This window comes from Streptomyces sp. NPDC027672 (assembly GCF_055566335.1).
Genome location: NZ_JBVHSO010000002.1, coordinates 254,454 through 274,391, shown reverse-complemented (window position 1 = coordinate 274,391; position 19,938 = coordinate 254,454). Strand labels below are relative to the sequence as shown.

Genomic DNA, 19,938 nt, shown 5'->3' with positions numbered 1-19,938 from the left:
GACCATGACGTCTTCGACCCCTTCGAACCCCTCCGGTTCCGCCCAGTCCTCCGGGCCGTCCGGGTCCTCCCGGCGGGACCGCGCCGAGGCGCTGCCCGAGGAGATGCGGGAGGCGCTGCGGCGACGGCTCGCCGGCCGGTCCGGCGGCGCCGCCCCCGCGGCCCGGCAGGGCATCCCGCGCGCCGACCGGGACCGCCCGCTGCCGCTGTCCTTCGCCCAGCAGCGCCTGTGGTTCCTGGACCAACTGCGGCCCGGCGACGCCCGCTACAACAGCGCGGTCGCGGTCCGCTTCACCGGCACGCCGGACCAGCAGGCGCTGCGCGCGGCCCTGGCCGCCGTGGTCGCCCGGCACGAGGCCCTGCGCACCACCTTCGAGGAGACCGACGGCCGGCCGGTGCAGCGCGTCCACCCGGCGGGCCCGGTGCCGCTGCCGGTCCGGGACACCGGCGACCTGGACGCGGACCTGCTCATCGAGTACTCCCGCCCCTTCGACCTGCGGCACGGCCCGCTGCTGCGCGCCCTGCTGCTGCGCGAGTCCCCGACCGCGCACGTCCTGCTGCTGACGGCCCATCACATCGTCACGGACGGCTGGTCGATGGGCGTGGTCCTGGACGAGCTGTGCACCGCCTACGACGCCCTCGCGCACGGCAGCGCGCCCGAACTGCCGCCGGTGCTCACGCAGTACCCCGACTTCGCGGTGTGGCAGCGCGCGCAGCTCTCCGGCCCCCGCCTCGAACGCCACCTCGCGCACTGGAAGGAGAAGCTGGCCGGGGCGGCGGCACCCGCACTGCCCCTGGACCGGCCGCGGCGCGGCGAGGAGGCGGGCGAGGGCGCCGTCCACACCTTCGCCGTCCCGGCCGCGCTGACCGGACGCCTGCGCGACCTGGCCACCGGACACCACGCCACCTTGCACACCGCGCTGGTCGCCGCCGTCCAGGCGCTGCTGGCCCGCTGGTCCGGCCAGGACGACATCACCGTGGGCTCCCTCACCCCCGGCCGGTCCCGCACCGACCTGGAACGCACCGTCGGGTTCTTCGTGAACACCGTCGTGCTGCGCACCCGGGTGGACGCCGCCGAGTCCTTCGGGGACCTGCTGGCGCGGGCGGCCGAGACGGTCGGCGAGGCCTTCGCCCACGGCGACACGCCGTTCGAGCGGATCGTGGAGGCGGTGGGCGCCCACCGCGAGGCGGGCCGCAACCCGCTGTTCGACGTGATGGTCCTGCTGCACCCCGACCCGCCCGCCGCGACCGCCCCGCGCGGCCTCGCCACCACCCCGGTCACCGTGCCCCGGCACGCGGCCACCTTCGACCTGAGCGTGGAGTTCGTCCCGGACGGCGAGGGCCTGACCGGCCTGCTGGAGTACCGCACCGACCTGTTCGACGCCGCCACCGCCGAGCGGCTGGCCGGGCAGTTGCTGCGGCTGCTCCAGGGCGCGGCCGACGCCCCGGACCGCCCGCTGGGCAGCCTGCCGCTGCTGTCCGGGGACGAGGCACGGCACGTCCTGCGCGACTGGAGCGCCGGACCGCGCCTCACCGCGCCCGACACCGTCCACGCGGAGACGTTCCAGCGCCGCGCGGCCGACGCCCCGGACGCCCTCGCCCTCGTCGCGGGCGGCGAACGGCTGGACTACGGCACGCTCAACGCCCGCGCCAACCGGCTCGCCCACCACCTGATCGCGCTCGGCGCCGGCCCCGAACGGCTGGTCGCGCTGCGCCTGCCGCGCACCGCCGACATGATCGTCGCGATCCTCGCCGTCTGGAAGTCCGGCGCCGGCTATCTGCCGCTGGACCCGGCCCTGCCCGAGGAGCGGGTCCGCTACCTGCTGGAGGACGCCCGCCCGGCCCTGGTCCTGGACGAGGACGCCCTGCGCGCCGTCCCCACGACCGCCCCGGACACCGACCCCGCCGACGCCGACCGGCGCGCCCCGCTGGACGCGGAGCACACCGCCTACGTCATCTACACCTCCGGCTCCACCGGCCGGCCCAAGGGCGTCGCCGTCTCCCACCGCGCGGCGGCCCACCTGCTGGCCGCCCACCGGGCCGGCTTCGTCGCCGAGGCGGGCGGCGGCCCGCTCAACGTCGCGCTCACCGCGTCGTTCTCCTTCGACACCTCCCTCGAAGGTGTGCTGCTGCTCGCCGACGGCCACCCGCTGCACCTGGTCGACGAGGTCACCCGGATGGACCCGGCCGCCCTGGTCGAGTACGTGGTGGAACACCGGATCGACTTCCTCGACGTCACCCCGTCCTACCTGCGGCAACTGCTGCCCGCCGGGCTGCTCACCGACGCCCGGCACCACCCGCGCGTCCTCATGCTCGGCGGCGAGCCGGTCGGACCCGCGCTGTGGCGGGAACTGGCCGCCCACCCGGACGTGACCGCCCACAACTTCTACGGACCGACCGAGTGCACGGTCGACGCGCTGTCCTGCCGGATCGACGGCCGCGACCGCCCGCTGGTGGGCCGCCCGCTGCCCGGCCTGCGCGCCTATGTGCTGGACGGCCGGCTCCGGCCGGTGCCGCCCGGCGTCGGCGGCGAGCTGTACCTGGCGGGCCCGCAGCTCGCCCGGGGCTACACCGGCCGGCCCGGACTGACCGCGGCCCGCTTCCTGCCCGACCCGTACGGGGCGCCGGGGGAGCGGATGTACCGCACCGGCGACCTGGCCCGCTGGACCGCCGACGGCCGCCTGGACTACCTGGGCCGCGCCGACGACCAGATCAAGGTGCGCGGCCACCGCATCGAACCCGGCGAGATCGAGGCCGCCCTGCTCGCGCTGCCCGGCATCACCGCCGCCGCGGTCGTCGCCGTGCCCGACCCGCACGGCCACGCCCGCCTCGCCGCCTACGTGGTGCCCGCACCCGACGCGCCCCGCCCCGCCCCCGCCGACCTGCGGGCGGCCCTGCGCCGGGTGCTGCCCGACGCGCTGGTGCCCTCCTCCTTCACCGCGCTGCCCGCGCTGCCGCTGACCACCAGCGGCAAACTGGACCGCCGCGCCCTGCCGGCGCCCGAGAACACGGACGAGGAACGCCGGTACACCGCCCCGCGCACACCCGACGAGGAGACCCTGGCCGGCATCTGGGCCGAGGTGCTCGGGGTCGCCCGGGTGGGTGTCACGGACAACTTCTTCGAGCTGGGCGGCGACTCGATCCTGAGCATCCAGGCCGTCTCCCGGGCCCGCGCCGCCGGTCTGCACATCGGCTCCCAGGACGTCTTCCGGCACCAGACGGTCGCCGACCTCGCCGCCGCCGCGTCCCGCCGTACCGCACCCGTGCCCGCGCCCCGGCGCCCCGAGGACGACGGGCCCGCCCCGCTCACCCCGGTGCAGGAGTGGTTCTTCGCCACGCACGGGCCGCTGCGCCACTTCAGCATGTCCATGCTGCTCGACCTGCCGCACGACCTCGACATCCGCGCGCTGGAGACGGCCCTGGACGCCCTGGTGGCCCGGCACCCCGCGCTGCGCACCCGGTACACCCGCACCGACGGCACCTGGCGGCAGCACCCCGGCGCCGGCCCGGCCACCGCACCGCTGGCCCGGTACGGCGCCGGCACCGCTCCCGCCGAGGCGGCGCAGGCCGCCCGCGCCGCCCTGGACCCGGCCACCGGCACCCTGCTGAGCGCCGCCCTGCTCACCGGCCGGGACCGCCCGCGCCTGTTCCTGACCGCCCACCACCTGGCCGTCGACAGCGTCTCCTGGCGCATCCTGCTCGGCGACCTGGAACAGGCCTACCGGCAGGCCGCGGCGGGCGACGAACCCGCGCTGGAACCCGAACACACCCCGTTCGCCGCCTGGGCCCGCGACCTGGCCGGGCGGGTCCGCTCCGGCGGCCTCGACGACGAACTGCCCTACTGGACCGAGGAGACCGCGCAGCCGCGCACCCCGCTCCCCGTCGACCTGCCCGGCACCCCGCTCGCCGGGTCCGTGCGCACCGTCCGCACCCGCGTGGACCGCGCCACCACCGAGGCCCTGCTGCGGCGCGTCCCGGGCGTGTACCGCACCCAGGTCAACGACGTGCTGCTGAGCGCGCTCGGCCGGGTGCTGGCCGACTGGACCGGCACCGGCCGGGTGACCGTCGCCCTGGAGGGCCACGGCCGCGAGGAAGACCTGGCCGAGGGCACCGACCTGTCCCGCACGGTCGGCTGGTTCACCACCCAGTACCCGGTCACGCTGGCCCCGGCGGACGACTGGGGGACGACCCTCAAGACCGTCAAGGAACGGCTGCGCGCCGTGCCCCGCCGGGGCCTGGGCTACCAGGCCCTGGGCCACCTCGGCTCGCCCCGGCCCGAGGCCCGGCCGCTCGGCGGACTCCCGCTCCCGCAGGTCTGCTTCACCTACCACGGCCAGTGGGAGGCGTCCGCCGGAAGCGACTTCGCGCCCGTCGCCGACGTACCCGGCCGGGACACGGACCCGGACGCGCCGCTGGACCATCTGCTCGACGTGTCCGCGCTGGTCTCCGACGGCGAACTGGAGATCACCTGGCACTACAGCGACCGGGTGCACCGCGCCGGCACCGTCGAGGAACTGGCCGCGGCCATGGTGCGGGCGCTCGGTGCCCTCACCGAGCACTGCGCCGCCCCCGGCGCGGGCGGCCGTACCCCGTCCGACTTCCCGCTGGCCCGGCTGGACCAGGCCGCGGTGGACCGCCTCGCCGGCGACGGCCGGGACGTCGAAGACCTGCTGCCCCTCACCCCGCTCCAGGAAGGCATGCTCTTCCACCGGCTGGTCGGCGGACCGGACGACGTGTACGTCGACCAGGCCGCGCTGCTGCTGGAGGGCATCGCCGACCCCGGCGCCCTCGCCCTGGCCTGGCAGCGGGTGACCGACCGCACGCCCGCCCTGCGCACCCGCGTGGTGTGGGAGGGCGTGCCGGTGCCGCTCCAGGTCGTGCACCGCACCGTCCGGGTGCCCGTACGGCAGGTGGACTGGCGGGAGCTGGACGCGGCGGAGCGCGCCGGACGGCTGGAGCGGCTGCGCGCCGACGACCTCGCCCAGGGCATCGACCTCCATACGGCACCCCTGATGCGGCTCACCCTCGTCCGGCTGCCCGACGCCCGGCTGCACCTGCTGTGGACCTCCCACCACCTGATCCTGGACGGCTGGAGCCTCGCCCAGGTGCTCGCCGACGTGTTCGAGGAGTACGCGGCGCTCACCACCGGCGCCGCCCCCAGACCCCCGGCGCGCCGCCCGTTCGGCGACTACGTGCGCTGGCTGGCCGGCCAGGACACGCGGGCCGCGCACGCGCACTGGCGGACCGTCCTCGCCGGCTTCGCCACCCCCACCCCGCTGCCCGCCGACCGCGTCCGGCGCCCGGGTCACGAGACCCGCTCCGCCGGCGTGCACACGGCCGGCCTGTCCGGCGAGGTCTCCGCGCGGCTGGCCCGGACCGCCCGGGCGAAGGGACTCACCCTCGGCACCGTGGTCCAGGGCGCCTGGGCGCTGCTGCTGTCCCGCTACGGCGCCGAACCCGACGTACTGTTCGGCACCACCGTCTCCGGACGCCCCGACGACCTGCCCGGCGCCGAGTCGATGGTGGGCATGTTCATCAACACCCTGCCCACCCGCGTCCGCGTGGACGGCGGCCGGAGCGCCACCGACTGGCTGAGACGGCTCCAGGAGGAGCAGGCCGAGGCACGGCGGTTCGCGGCGGTCTCGCTGGCCGAACTGACCTCGCTGAGCGACGTGCCCGCCGGCAGCCCGCTGTTCGACAGCATGGTGGCCTTCGAGAACTACCCCTTCGACCAGGCCCGTTCGAACGCCACCGGGATACGCCTCGCGGACGTCTCCGCCCGCGACGCCACCAACTACGCCCTCGTCCTGCGGGCCTACCAAAGCGAGCGGTTCGGCTTCGACCTCGCCTACGACCCCGAGCTGTTCGACGCCGCGACCGTGCGCTCCCTCGCCGGCCGGCTCTGCCTGCTGCTGACCGAGCTGGCGGACGACCCGGACCGGCCCGTGCGCGCCCTCGCCTGGACCACCGCCGAGGAACGGCACCGGATGCTGACCGGCTGGAACGGCACCGAGGAGGGCCGGCCCGCCACCACCCTGGACGCCCTGTTCGCCGCCCAGGCCGCCCGCACCCCCGGCGCCGAGGCCGTCACCTGCGGCGGGGAACGGCTCGACTACGCCACCCTGGACGCCCGCGCCGGCCGGCTCGCCCACCGGCTCGCCGAACTGGGCGCCGGACCCGAGCGGTTCGTGGCCCTCGCGCTGCCCCGCTCCACCGACCTCGTCGTCGCGGTCCTCGCCGTCCTCAAGACCGGCGCCGCCTACCTGCCCGTCGACCCGCACCTGCCCCCGGAACGCCTCCGGCACCTGCTCGCCGACGCCCGACCGGTCGCCCTGGTGACCACCGGGCCGACGGCGGCGGAGACGGCCGTACCCCGGCTGCTGCTCGACGACCCGGACGTACGCGCCGACCTGGCCCGCCGGCCCGCCGCCGGACCGCCCCGCCGCGCCCTGCCCGACAGCCCCGCCTACGCCATCTACACCTCCGGCTCCACCGGCCGGCCCAAGGGCGTCGTCGTCCCGCACGCCAACGTCGTCCGGCTGTTCACCCGCACCCGGCAGTGGTTCGGCTTCGGCCCCGACGACGTGTGGACGCTGTTCCACTCCTACGCCTTCGACTTCTCCGTCTGGGAGCTGTGGGGCCCGCTGCTGCACGGCGGCCGGCTCGTGGTCGTCCCCGAGGACACCGCCCGCTCCCCGGAGGACTTCCTGCGCCTGCTCGCCGACGAACGGGTCACCGTCCTCAACCAGACGCCCTCCGCGTTCTACCCGCTGATCCGCGCCGACGCCGAACTCCCGGACGTCAGCCGCCGCCTGGCGCTGCGCACGGTGGTCTTCGGCGGCGAGGCACTGGACGTCACCCGGCTCGCCGACTGGTACACCCGCCACCCGGACACCGCGCCGCGCCTGGTGAACATGTACGGCATCACCGAGACCACCGTGCACGTCACCCACGCGCCGCTGGACCGCGCGGCCACCCGGGCCGGCACCGCGAGCCCCATCGGCACCGGCATCCCCGACCTGCGGCTCTACGTCCTGGACGGCACCCTCCAGCCGGTACCGCCCGGCGCCGTCGGCGAGCTGTTCGTCGCCGGCGAGGGCCTGGCCCGCGGCTACCTCGACCGGCCCGGCCTCACCGCAGCCCGCTTCCCCGCCGACCCGTTCGGCCGGCCCGGCACCCGCATGTACCGCACCGGCGACCGGGCCCGCTGGCGGGCCGACGGCACCCTGGAGTACCTGGGCCGCGCCGACCAGCAGGTCAAGATCCGCGGCTACCGCATCGAACCCGGCGAGATCGAGGCCGCCCTGCACGGCCACCCGGACGTCGGCGCGGCCGCCGTCGGCGTGTACGAGGACACCGCCGGGACCCGCCGGCTGGTCGCCCACGTCGTGGGCACCGGCACCGGCGACCGCGCCCTGCCGCCACCGCCCGCCGCCGAACTCCGCGCCCACCTGGAGAAGCTGCTGCCCGCGCACATGGTGCCGGCCGCCTATGTGCCGATGGCCGCGCTGCCGCTCACCGGCAACGGCAAGCTGGACCGGCGCGCCCTGCCCGCGCCCGGCCCCGACGGCTTCGCCGCCGACGGCCCGCGCACCCCGCCGCGCACCCTCGCCGAACGGCTGGTCGCCGCCGCCTGGACGGACGTCCTGGACACCGACGAGGCCGGCGCCGACGACGACTTCTTCGCCCTCGGCGGCGACTCCATCCTCGCCGTCCGCGTCACCTCACGGCTGCGCGCCGCCTTCGGCACGGACGTCTCGCCCCGGCTGCTGTTCACCCACCCCACGCTGTCCGACCTCGCCGCCGCGCTCGGCGAACCCCGTACCGGGGCAGCCGCCGACACCATCCCGGCCACCGACCCGGACACCCCGGCCCCCCTGTCGTACGCCCAGCAGCGCCTGTGGTTCCTCGACCGGTTCGAGCCCGGCAGCGCCGAGTACACCACCCTGTCCGTGCTGCGGCTGCGCGGCCCGCTCGACACCGGCGCGCTGCGCACCGCGCTGGACGGCCTGGTCGCCCGGCACGAGGCGCTGCGCACCACGTTCGCCGAACACGACGGCCAGGCCCGGCAGATCGTCCACCCGCCCCGGCCCGTGGACCTCCCGGTGACCGGCCTCGCGGACGACGCGGCCCTGGACGCCCTCCTCGACCAGGAGGCCGCCACCCCCTTCGACCTGGCCGCCGGTCCCCTGCTGCGGGCCCGGCTGGGCCGGTTCGCCGCCGACGCGCACGTCCTCGTGCTGGCCGTGCACCACATCGTCACCGACGGCTGGTCCGTCGGCGTACTGGCCCGGGACCTGGGCGAGCTGTACGCGGCGGCGCTGGACGGCCGCCGCCCCGACCTGCCCGAACCGGCCGTGCGCTACGCCGACTACGCCACCTGGCAGCGCGCCCGCGCCGCACACGCCGACACCGAACTCGCCTACTGGCGGCGCGTCCTGGACGGCGTGACCCCGCTGGAGCTGCCCACCGACCGGCCCCGCCCGGCCGTCCGCGGCCGGGACGGCGCCCTGCTGACGTTCACCCTGCCCGCCGCGCTGACCGAGCGGCTGCGCGAACGCGGCCGGGAAGCCGACGCCACGCTCTACACCACGCTGGTCACGGCCTGCCAGGTGCTGCTCGCCCGCTGGGCGGGCCAGGAGGACGTCACCGTCGGCACCGTCACCGCCGGCCGGGAGCGGTCCGAACTGCACGACGTGGTCGGCATGTTCGTCAACACCCTGGTGCTGCGCTCCCAGGTCCGCCCCGGCCTCTCCTTCCGGGAACTGCTGCGCCAGGTGCGCGGCACCGTCCTGGAGGCGTTCGCCCACCAGGAGGTGCCCTTCGAGCGGGTCGTGGACGCCGTCCAGCCCGAGCGGGACACCAGCCGCACCCCGCTGTTCCAGGTCATGGTCGCCCTGCACAACCTCGGCGCCTCACCGCCCCGGCTGCCTGGCCTGGCCGTGGAACCGGTCACCCCGCCGGTCCGCACCGCCACCTTCGACCTCGCCTTCGACTTCGTGGAGGACGACGGCGGCCTCACCGGCCATCTGGAATACGACACCGGCCTGTTCGACGCCGCCACCGCCGAACACCTCGCCGCCCGGCTGCGCGTCCTGCTGGAGGCCGTCGCCGAGGACCCCGGACAGCGCGTGGCCCGGCTGCCGCTGATGACCGACGCCGAACGCACCCGGGTGCTCGGCCACGGGCAGGGCGCCCGGCTGCCCGAGCCGGACACCACCTTCCCCGCTCTCTTCCAGGCCCAGGCCGCCCGCACCCCGCACCACACCGCCCTGGCCGCCCGCGACACCACCGTGGACTTCGCCGGGCTGAACCGGCGCGCCAACCGGCTCGCCCACCACCTCATCGCCCGGGGCGCCGGCCCCGAGGACGTGGTCGCCGTACGCCTGCCGCGCACCTCCGACCTGGTCGTGGCGCTGCTCGCGGTCCTCAAGGCGGGCGCCGCCCTGCTCTGCCTCGACCCGGAACTCCCCGAGGAACGGCAGCGGTTCCTGCTCACCGACGCCCGGCCGCACCTGCTGCTCACCGACCTCGACGCGGTGCCCTGGGACCTGCTGCCCGACCACGACCCGACCGACGCCGACCGGATCCGGCCCCTGCTGCCCGGGCACACCGCCTACCTCGTCTACACCTCCGGCTCCACCGGCCGCCCCAAGGGCGTCGCCGTCGAACACCGGCAACTGGTCAACCTCTGCCACGACCACCGCACGGGCCTCCTCGCCCCGCACACCGCCGGCGGACGGCGGCTGCGGGCCGCGCTCAGCGCCTCCTTCTCCTTCGACACCTCCTGGGAAGGACCGCTGCTCCTCGCCCTCGGCCACGAGGTCCACCTCATCGACGAGGACGTCCGCCTGGACCCGGGGGCGTTCTGCGCCCAGATCGCCGGGGACCGCCTCGACCTGGTCAACGTCACACCGTCGTTCCTGCGCGAACTGACCTCCGCCGGGCTGCTCGCCCCCGGCCGCCACCACCCGCGTCTGCTGCTCGTCGGCGGCGAGGCCGTCACCGCGGCCGGCTGGCGCGAACTGGTGCGCGCCGACGAGGAACTGGGCGTGGCCGTGTACAACATGTACGGGCCCACCGAATGCACCGTCGACGCCGTCTACGGCCGCGTCACCGACCGGCCCGGCCGCCCCGTCATCGGCCGCCCCGGCGGCAACCTGCGCGCCTACGTCCTGGACGCCGCGCTGCGCCCGGTGCCGCCCGGCGTGCCCGGCGAGCTGTACCTGTCCGGGGCACAGGTGGCGCGCGGCTACCTCAACCGGCCCGGCCTGACCGCCGCGCGCTTCCTCGCCGACCCGTTCGGAGCACCGGGGGAGCGGATGTACCGCACCGGGGACCGGGCCCGCTGGGACGCGGGCGGACTGCTGGAGTTCCTGGGCCGGGTGGACGAACAGGTCAAGATCCGCGGGTTCCGCATCGAGCCCGGCGAGGTCGAGGCCGCCCTGCGGGACCACCCGGACGTCGCCGACGCCGCCGTCGCCGCCCGCGAACACGCCGGCCGGCTCCTGCTCGTCGGCTATGTCGTGCCCGCCGCCGGCCGTGTCCCGTCCGCCGACGCCCTGCGGCTCGCGCTGCGCCGCACCCTGCCCGACCACATGGTGCCCGCCGCGTTCGTCCCGCTCACCCGGATCCCCCGCACCACCAGCGGCAAGACCGACCGGCGCGCCCTGCCCGCACCGCCCGCCCAGCCCGACAGCGGCACCCCGTACGTCGCGCCCCGGCCCGGCACGGAGGAACGCCTGGCCGCGATCTGGGCCGACGTCCTCGGCGTCGAACGCGTCGGCACCCGCGACAACTTCTTCGCGCTCGGCGGCGACTCCATCCTGAGCATCCAGATCGTCGCCCGGGCCCGGCAGTCCGGGCTCGCCCTCACCACCAAGGACGTGTTCCGGCACCAGACCATCGCCGAACTCGCCCTCCGCGCCACCGAGCCGGCCCCGCCCGCGGCCGTCGCCGAGGAGACCGGCGAGGCACCGCTGACGCCGATCCAGCACTGGTACCTGGACGGCCGCGACCCCGGACAGCCGCTGCGGTTCACCATGACCCAGCGCCTCGAACTCGCCCCCGGCACCCGGCACACGGCGCTTCAGGAGGCCGTCGCCGCGCTCGTCGGCCACCATCCCGCCCTGCGCACCCGGTTCCACCGCACCGCCGACGGCTGGCGCCAGGAGGCGCTGCCCGAGGCCCCGGACGGCGTCTTCACCCGGCACCCGGTGTCCGGGCTGGACGACACGGCACTGGAGGCCGAGGCCCAGCGGCTCACCGACGCGGCGCAGCGGACCCTCGACCCGGCCGCCGGGCGGGTCCTCCGCGTCCTCCACCTGGACCGGGGAACGGAACTCCCGGGCCAACTGGTCATCACCGCACACCACTTGGTGATCGACGGCGTGTCCTGGCGCATCCTGCTCGCGGACCTGGAGACCGCCCACCGGGCCGCCGCGGCCGGCCGGCCCGCCGACCTGCCCCCCGCCGGCACCTCCTACGCCCGCTGGGCCGCCCGGCTCGACCGGCACACCCGCTCCGGCGCCCTGGACGCCGACCTGCCGTACTGGACCCGCACCGGCACGGCCCCCGCCGGCCTGCCCGCCGGCCGCCCCGGCCCGAACACGTACGGCACCGCCGCCACCCTGACGGTCACCCTGGACGAGCCGACCACCGGCGCCCTGCTGCGCCGCGTCCCGGAGACCTACCGCACCCAGGTCAACGACGTCCTGCTCAGCGCCCTCGGCCGCACCCTGGCCCGCTGGTGCGGACGCGACACGGTGCTGCTCGGCGTGGAGGGCCACGGCCGGGAGGAACTGTTCGCCGACCTGGACCTGTCGCGGACCGTCGGCTGGTTCACCGCCGAGTTCCCGCTCGCCCTGCGCGTCGCCCCGGACGCCGGCTGGCACGACACGCTCCGCTCGGTCAAGGAACAACTGCGCGCGGTGCCCCTGCACGGCCTCAGCCACGGCGCCCTGCGCCACCTCGTCCCGGACAGCCCGCTCGCCGGCGCCCCGGCACCCCGGGTCGGCTTCAACTACCACGGACAGTGGGACGCCGACGGCACCGGCGCCGGCGGCCTGGTCCGCGGCGCGCTGCCGCCGGCCGGCCGGGACACCGACCCGGACGAACCCCGCCCCTACCTCCTGGACATCACCGGCGTCGTCCAGCACGGCCGCCTCGAACTCGGCTGGACCTACCCGGCGGCCGTCTACGACCAGGACACCGTCCGCCGGCTCGCCGAGGAGACCCTGACGGCCCTGCGCGAGATCGCGGCGCACTGCGCGGACCCCGGAGCCGGCGGCCGCACCCCGTCCGACTTCCCGCTCGCCGGCCTCGCACCGGACCAGCTCGACCGGCTCGTCGGCACCGGCCGGCACACCGAGGACGTCCTGCCGCTCACCCCGCTCCAGTCCGGCATGCTCTTCCACGGACTCGTCGACACCGAGCACGCCTACTTCGACCGCACGGCCGTACGGCTGTCCGGCGTGCCCGACCCGGACGCCTTCGCCGCCGCCTGGCAGCAGGTCGCCGACCGCACCCCGGCGCTGCGCACCAGCGTCCACTGGCACGGCCTGCCCCACCCGGTCCAGGTCGTCCACCGCCACGCCGAGCTGCCCGTCACCCGCCTCGACTGGCGCGCCCTGACACCCGCCGAACGCGCCGCGGCCACCGAGCGGCTGCTCGCCGAGGACCGCGCGGCCGGCCTGGACCTCACCACCGCGCCGCTCACCCGGCTCACCCTGGCCGCCCTGCCCGGCGACGAGGTGCTGCTGCTGTGGTCCACGCACCACATCGTCCTCGACGGCTGGAGCACCGGACAGCTCCTCACCGAGGTGTGCGAACGCTACGCCGCGCTCACCGGCGGCCCGGACCCGGCACCCGCGGTACGGCGGCCCTTCGCGGACTTCCTGCACTGGCTCGCCGCGCAGGACGAGACGGCGGCCGAACGGCACTGGGCCGAGACCCTCGCCGGGTTCACCGCCCGCACCCCGCTGCCGTACGACCGCACGCCCGCCGAGGCCCACCGCGCCCGGTCCGCGGTGAGCGTCCACCACGCGCTGGACCCGGAGGTCTCGCGGCGGCTGCGGGAGGGCGCCGCCCGGGCCGGACTCACCGTCAACACCGTGGTGGAGGGCGCCTGGGCGCTGCTGCTGGCCCGCTCCGGCGGCCGGGACGACGTGGTGTTCGGCACCACCGTCTCCGGGCGCCCGGCCGAACTGCCCGGCGTCGAGGGCATGATCGGCATGTTCATCAACACCGTCCCGGCCCGGGTCCGGATACCGGCCGGACCGGTGCTGCCGTGGCTGCGCGACCTCCAGGAACGGCAGAGCGACGCCCGCCGCTTCGACTTTCTCGCCCTGCCCCGCATCCAGGCCGTCAGCGAAGTCCCGCCCGGCGAGGCGCTGTTCGACAGCATGGTGGTGTTCGAGAACTACCCCGTGGACGAGTCGGCGACGGCCCGCACGGGCGTCCGGGTCGAGGAGGTGCGCGCCGACGACGCCACCACCTTCCCGTGGTGCCTGCGCGCCCACCTCGCCGGGCGGCTCGCCTTCGACCTGGCCTACGACCCGGCCCTGTTCGACCCCGGCACCGCCGAGCGCGCCGCGGACCGCCTCGCCGCGCTGCTCACCGCCCTCGCCGACGGGTTCGACACCGACCTGGCCGGCCTGGACCTGCTCACCCCGGCCGACCGCGCGTTGCTGGCCGGCTGGAACACCACCGCCCGCCCGGCCGACCCGCGCAGCCCCGTCGACCTGTTCGCCGAGCAGACCCGCCGCACCCCGGACGCGCCCGCGGTCCGCGACGGCGACCGCGTGCTGACCTACCGTGAGCTGCACGACTGGGCGACGGCGCTGGCCGGCCGCCTGGTGGCCGGCGGGCTGGCGCCCGAGGACCGCGTGGCGCTCGTGCTGGACCGCTGCGCCGAACTCGTCGTCGCCCAGCTCGCGGTGCTCCTGGCCGGCGGCGCCTACGTCCCCGTCGACACCCGCGCCCCCGAGGAACGCCGCCGCACCCTGCTCGCCCGGGCGGGCACGGCCGCCCGGCTCACCACCGCCGACGTGACCGCCGCCCGCCCGGGCCCCGCGGACCCCCGGCCCCCGGCCGCCGGCCCGGCCGCCGACCCCGACCGGCTGGCGTACGTGATGTTCACCTCCGGTTCCACCGGGCTGCCCAAGGCCGTCGCGGTGCGGCACCGGGACGTGGCGGCGCTGGCCACCGACAGCCGGTTCGCCGGCGGGGTGTGCGACCGGGTGCTGCTGCACTCGCCGGCCGCCTTCGACGCCGCCACCTTCGAGGTGTGGGCACCGCTGCTGAACGGCGGCTGCGTGCTCGTGGCGCCCGGCGACACCGTGGACGCGGCCCTGCTGCGCCGACTGGCCGGCGACGCCGGACCGACCGCGCTGTGGCTGACCGCCGGACTGTTCCGGCTGCTCGCGCAGGACGCCCCCGACTCCTTCCAGGGCCTCAGGCAGGTCTGGACCGGCGGTGACGTCGTCCCCGCGCAGGCCGTGCGCCGGGTGCTCGCCGCCTGCCCCGGGCTGACCGTCGTGGACGGCTACGGGCCCACCGAGACCACCACCTTCGCGACCACCTTCGCCCTCACCGACCCGGCGGCCGTGCCCGGCACCGTCCCCATCGGCCGCCCGCTGGACGACATGCGGGTGCACGTCCTCGACGCCCGGCTGCGGCCCGTGCCGCCGGGCTGCCCGGGCGAGCTGTACCTCGCCGGCGAGGGCGTCGCCCGCGGCTATCTCGGCCGTCCCGGCGACACCGCCGCCCGCTTCCTCGCCGACCCGCTCGGCCCGCCCGGCACCCGCATGTACCGCACCGGCGACCTGGCCCGGCGGCACCCGGACGGCACCGTCGAGTTCCTGGGCCGCGCCGACGACCAGGTGAAGATCCGCGGCTTCCGGGTCGAGCCCGGCGAGGTCGAGGCCGCCCTCGCCGCCCACCCGGGCGTCGTGGACGTCGCCGTGCTGGCCCGCGAGGACCGGCCGGGCGCCAAACGGCTCGTGGCCTACGTCGTCGGACCGGCCGGGCAGGACGGCGCGGAACTGCGCGCCTTCGCCGCCCGCACCCTGCCCGACTACCTCGTCCCCACCACCGTCGTCCCGCTCACCGCCCTCCCGCTCAGCCGCAACGGCAAGGTCGACCGGGCCGCCCTGCCCGCACCGGACACCGGCCCGGGGCGGACCCGGGTCGAGCCCCGCACCGAGGCCGAGCGGCGTGCCGCGGCCGTCTTCGCCGAGGTGCTGGGCAGCGAACCGCCCGGCGCGGAGGACGACTTCTTCCAGCTCGGCGGCGACTCCATCCTCAGCATCCGGCTCGCCTCCCGGCTCGCCGAGACCTTCGGCACCGACCTCACCCCGCGCGCGGTCTTCACCCACCCCACGCCGGCCGCGCTGGCCCGCCTGCTCGCCGCACCGGGCGACACCGGCCGCCCGGCACTGGTGCCGGTCGCCCGCGACGCGGTCGCGCCGATGTCCCACGCCCAGCAACGCCTGTGGTTCCTCCAGGAGTTCGAACCCGGCGGGGCCGAGTACGTCACCGCGCTCGCCCTGCGCCTGCGCGGCACCCTGGACACCGGCGCGCTCCGCGCGGCACTCGCCGCCGTGGTGGCCCGGCACGAGTCCCTGCGCACCACCTTCGACAGCGTCGACGGGCACGGCGTCCAGATCGTCCACCCGCCCCAGGACGTGCCGCTGCCGCTGCGCGACCTGTCCGGGCTCGCCGGACCCGCCCGCGAACCGGAGCTGCGCCGCCTGCTCGCCGAGGACCGCGCCCGCCCCTTCGACCTGCGCGAGGGCCCGCTGCTGCGCGCCGGTCTGGTCCGGCTCGGCCCGGACGACCACGTGATCTCGCTCGCCCTGCACCACATCGTCACCGACGGCTGGTCCACCTCCGTCCTGCTCGGCGACCTCGCCCACCACTACCGCGCCGCACTCGGCGCCACCGAGGCGGAACTCCCGCCGCTCCCCGTGCAGTACGCCGACTACGCGCACTGGCAGCGCGCCACCGGCGACACCGAGTCCGCGGAGCACCTCGCCTACTGGAAAGAGCAACTCGCCGGCACCGCACCGCTGGAACTGCCCGCCGACCGGCCCCGGCCGCCGGTGCGCACCAGCGCCGGCGCGACCACCCGGCTGGTGGTGCCCGCGGCGGCCGTCCGGGGGCTCACCCGGCTCGCCCGGGACCACGGCACCACCCTGTTCACCACGCTCGTCGCCGCCGCCCAGACCTACCTGGCCCGGCTGTCCGGCGCCGAGGACGTCACCGTCGGCACCGTCACCTCCGGCCGCGACCGGCCCGAGACACAAGGACTCGTCGGATTCTTCGTCAACACCCTGGTGCTGCGCTCCCGGGCCGCGGCCGACCGGCCGTTCACCGCCTTCCTCGGCGACGTCCGGCGTACCGTCCTCGACGCCTTCGCCCACCAGGACGTGCCGTTCGAACGGGTCGTGGACGAGGTCCAGCCGGTGCGCGACACCAGCCGCAGCCCGCTCTTCCAGGTCATGGTGGTCCTCCAGAACACCCCGACGGCCGGTCTCGACCTGCCCGGCCTGCACGTCACCGACGTCGAACCGGAGTCGGAGCAGGCCGCGTTCGACCTCACCCTGGAGTTCGCCGAGACCGCCTCCGGTGACCTGCACGGCCTGCTCACCTACAACACCGACCTGTTCGAGGCGGCCACCGCCGAACGGATGGCCGGCCAGCTCGGCACCCTGCTGCACGCCGTCGCCGAGGACCCCGGCCGCCCGCTCGGCGCGCTGCCGCTGGCCTCCGCCGACGAGCTGAGGCGCCTGTCGGCCCAGGGCCGGAGCACCTTCCGCCCGGTGCCCGAGACCACCCTGCCCGCCCTGTTCGAACGGCAGGCGGCCCGCACCCCGGACGCGGTGGCACTCGCGGACGGCGACCGGGAGCTGACCTACGCGCAGACCGACCGGGCGGCCAACCGGCTGGCCCACCGGCTCCTGCGGGACGGCGTCGGACCGGAGCGCGTGGTGGCCCTGGCGCTGCCCCGCTCCGCGGCGAGCGTGGTGGCCCAGCTCGCCGTCGCCAAGGCCGGCGGCGCCTTCCTGCCCGTGGACCCCGGCTACCCGGCAGAGCGCCGCGCGTTCATGATCCGGGACGCGGGCGCCCACCTGGTCCTCGACGACCCGGCCCAGGTCTGGGACGCCGACGGCGCGGACACGGCGCCCACGGACGCCGACCGCCCCACCGCGCTCACCGTCGGCCACCCCGCCTACGTCGTCTACACCTCCGGCTCCACCGGCACACCCAAGGGCGTCGCCGTCACCCACCGCGGCCTCGCCGCGTTCGCCGCGGCCGCCGCCGCGCAGTACGCGGCGGGCCCCGGCGACCGGGTCCTGCAGTTCGCCTCGCCCAGCTTCGACGCCTCCGTCCTGGAACTGTGCGTCTCGCTGCTCGGCGGCGCCACGCTGGTCACCGGCGAGGAAGGACCGCTGGTCGGGGAACGCCTGGCCGAGGTGCTCGCCGGGCGGCGCATCAGCCACACCCTGATCCCGCCGGCCGCGCTCGCCACCGTGCCGCCCGGCACCGCCGCCGCCCTGCCCCACCTGCGCACCCTCATCGTGGGCGCCGAAGCCTGCCCCGCCGACCTGGTCGACACCTGGGCGCCCGGCCGCCGGATGATCAACTCCTACGGGCCCACCGAGGCCACCGTGGTCGCCACCTGGACCGGCCCGCTGACCCCCGGCACCGGCGCCCCGTCCATCGGCCGCCCCGCCGCCGGCACCCGCGTCCACGTCCTCGACGCCGCGCTGCGCCCCGTACCGCCCGGCGTGACCGGCGAGCTGTACCTCGCCGGGCCCGGCCTCGCCCGCGGCTACCTCGGCCGGCCCGGACTGACCGCCCAGCGGTTCCTGCCCGACCCGTACGGGGCGCCGGGGGAGCGGATGTACCGCACCGGGGACCTGGTCCGCTGGACCGCCGACGGCCGGCTCCGGTTCGCCGGCCGCGCCGACGACCAGGTCAAGCTGCGCGGCTTCCGCATCGAGCCCGGCGAGATCGAGAGCGCGCTGCGCCGCAGCCCCCTGGTGCGGGACGCCGCCGTCGTCGTCCGCGCCGGGGAGAAACCCGGCGCACCGGACCGGCTCGTCGCCTACGTCGTCCCGGCCGAGCCGGCCGGCACCGGCCTGCCCGTCGGCGACCTGCGGCTGCACCTGGGCGGACTGCTGCCCCCGCACATGGTGCCCTCGGTCTTCGTGCCGCTCGACCGGCTGCCGCTCACCCCGAACGGCAAGACCGACCGACGGGCCCTGCCCGCACCCGGCCCCGCCCAGGCCCCGGACGGACCGCGGACCGCGCCGCGCACCGACACCGAACGCCGTATCGCCCGCGTCTGGGCCGACGTCCTGGGCATCGGGGAGGTCGGCGCCGACGACAACTTCTTCGCCCTCGGCGGCGACTCCATCCTGACCATGCAGGTCGTCTCCCGGCTGCGCCGCGACGGTCTGCACGTGGCCACCCGGGACCTGTTCACCCACCAGACCGTCGCCGAACTCGCCACCGTCGTGCGCACCGCGCCCCGCCCGTCCGCCGACGGCCCGGCGACCGGCGAGGTGCCGCTCACCCCGATCCAGCACTGGTTCCTGACCACCCCGCGCGCCGCCCACCACCACTTCAACCAGTCGGCGCTGCTGGAACTCGACGGCACCCCCGACCAGGGGGCGCTGCGCACCGCGCTCGACGCCCTGCTGGAACACCACGACGCGCTGCGCATGCGGTTCACCCGCGACGAGCACGGCTGGCGGCAGTTCAACCCGCCGCCCGCCCCCGGCCACGGCCTCCTCGTCACCCACGACCTGACCGGCCTGTCCGCCGACGAGGCCGACGCGGCCATGGCGAAGGCCGCCGACGAACTGCACGCCGGCTTCGACCTGGCCCACGGCCCGCACCTGCGCGCCGCCCTGTTCACCGGGGAGGCGGACCGGCCCGCGTTCCTCCTCCTCGTCGCCCACCACCTGGTCGTGGACGCCGTCTCCTGGCGCATCCTGCGCGACGACCTGGAGACCGCCTACGGGCAGGCCCTGACGGGCGGCCCGGTCACCCTGGGGGAGCGGAGCACCAGCTTCCGCGAGTGGTCCCGGCGGCTCGCCGCCCATGTCGCCGAAGGCGGCCTCGACCACGAACTGCCGTACTGGGAGGAGGCGGTGCGCGCCGAGGAGGCCCCGGCCCCGGCACCCGGCGCCGGACCGGCCGCCACGGTGAGCGTGGAACTCGGCGAGGAGGACACCACGGCCCTGCTGCGCGCCGCGCCCACCGCCTACCGCACCCGCGTCAACGACGTGCTGCTCGCCGCCCTCGCCCTGGCCCTGGCCCGCTGGACCGGACGCGACCGGGTCCGCCTGGACCTGGAGGGCCACGGCCGCGAGGACCTGCTCGACGGCGTCGACCTCACCCGCACCGTCGGCTGGTTCACCACCGTCCACCCGGTCGCCCTCCAGGTGCCCGACCCCGGCACCTCCGGTCCGGACCGCGACTGGCGGTCGCTGGTGAAGTCGGTGCGCCGCCAGTTGCGCGCCGTGCCCGGCAACGGGATCGGCTTCGGCGCGCTGCGCACCTTCGGGCCGCCCGAGGTCCGCGAACGCCTCGGCAACAGCGCCCACAGCCAGGTGGTGTTCAACTACCTCGGCCAGTGGGACGCCCGCCCCGAGACCGGGGACGGCGGCCTGGTCCGCGCCGAACACGGCTCCCTCGGGCAGGACCACGACCCCCGGGACCCCGGCTCCCACCTGGTGGAGGTGGTCGGCGCGGTCCAGCAGGGCCGGCTCGCCTTCACCTGGCACCACCGGCCCGGCGTCCACGACACGCAGACCGTGCGCCGGGTGGCCGAGGACTTCGCCGAGGCCCTGCGCCAGTTGGCCCGGCACGCCCGGGGAGGCCGGTGACGACCTTCCGCCCCCGCGAGGCACCGCCCCGGCGCACC

Annotated in this window: 1 protein-coding gene; it reads left to right on the top strand. The window is 76.7% G+C overall.

The genetic code is table 11. From position 1 onward, the window contains the following. The first annotated feature begins 4 nt into the window (after window positions 1-4). Complete coding sequence (locus ACZ4SV_RS05650; RefSeq protein ID WP_468001663.1) at window positions 5-19,900, top strand: non-ribosomal peptide synthase/polyketide synthase; 19,896 nt, start codon at window positions 5-7, stop codon at window positions 19,898-19,900. Window positions 19,901-19,938: the final 38 nt, after the last annotated feature.

Coding starts and splice junctions, on each gene's coding strand:
- ACZ4SV_RS05650 (WP_468001663.1), top strand. CDS start 5: ATGACGTCTTCGACCCCTTCGAACCCCTCCGGTTCCGCCCAGTCCTCC.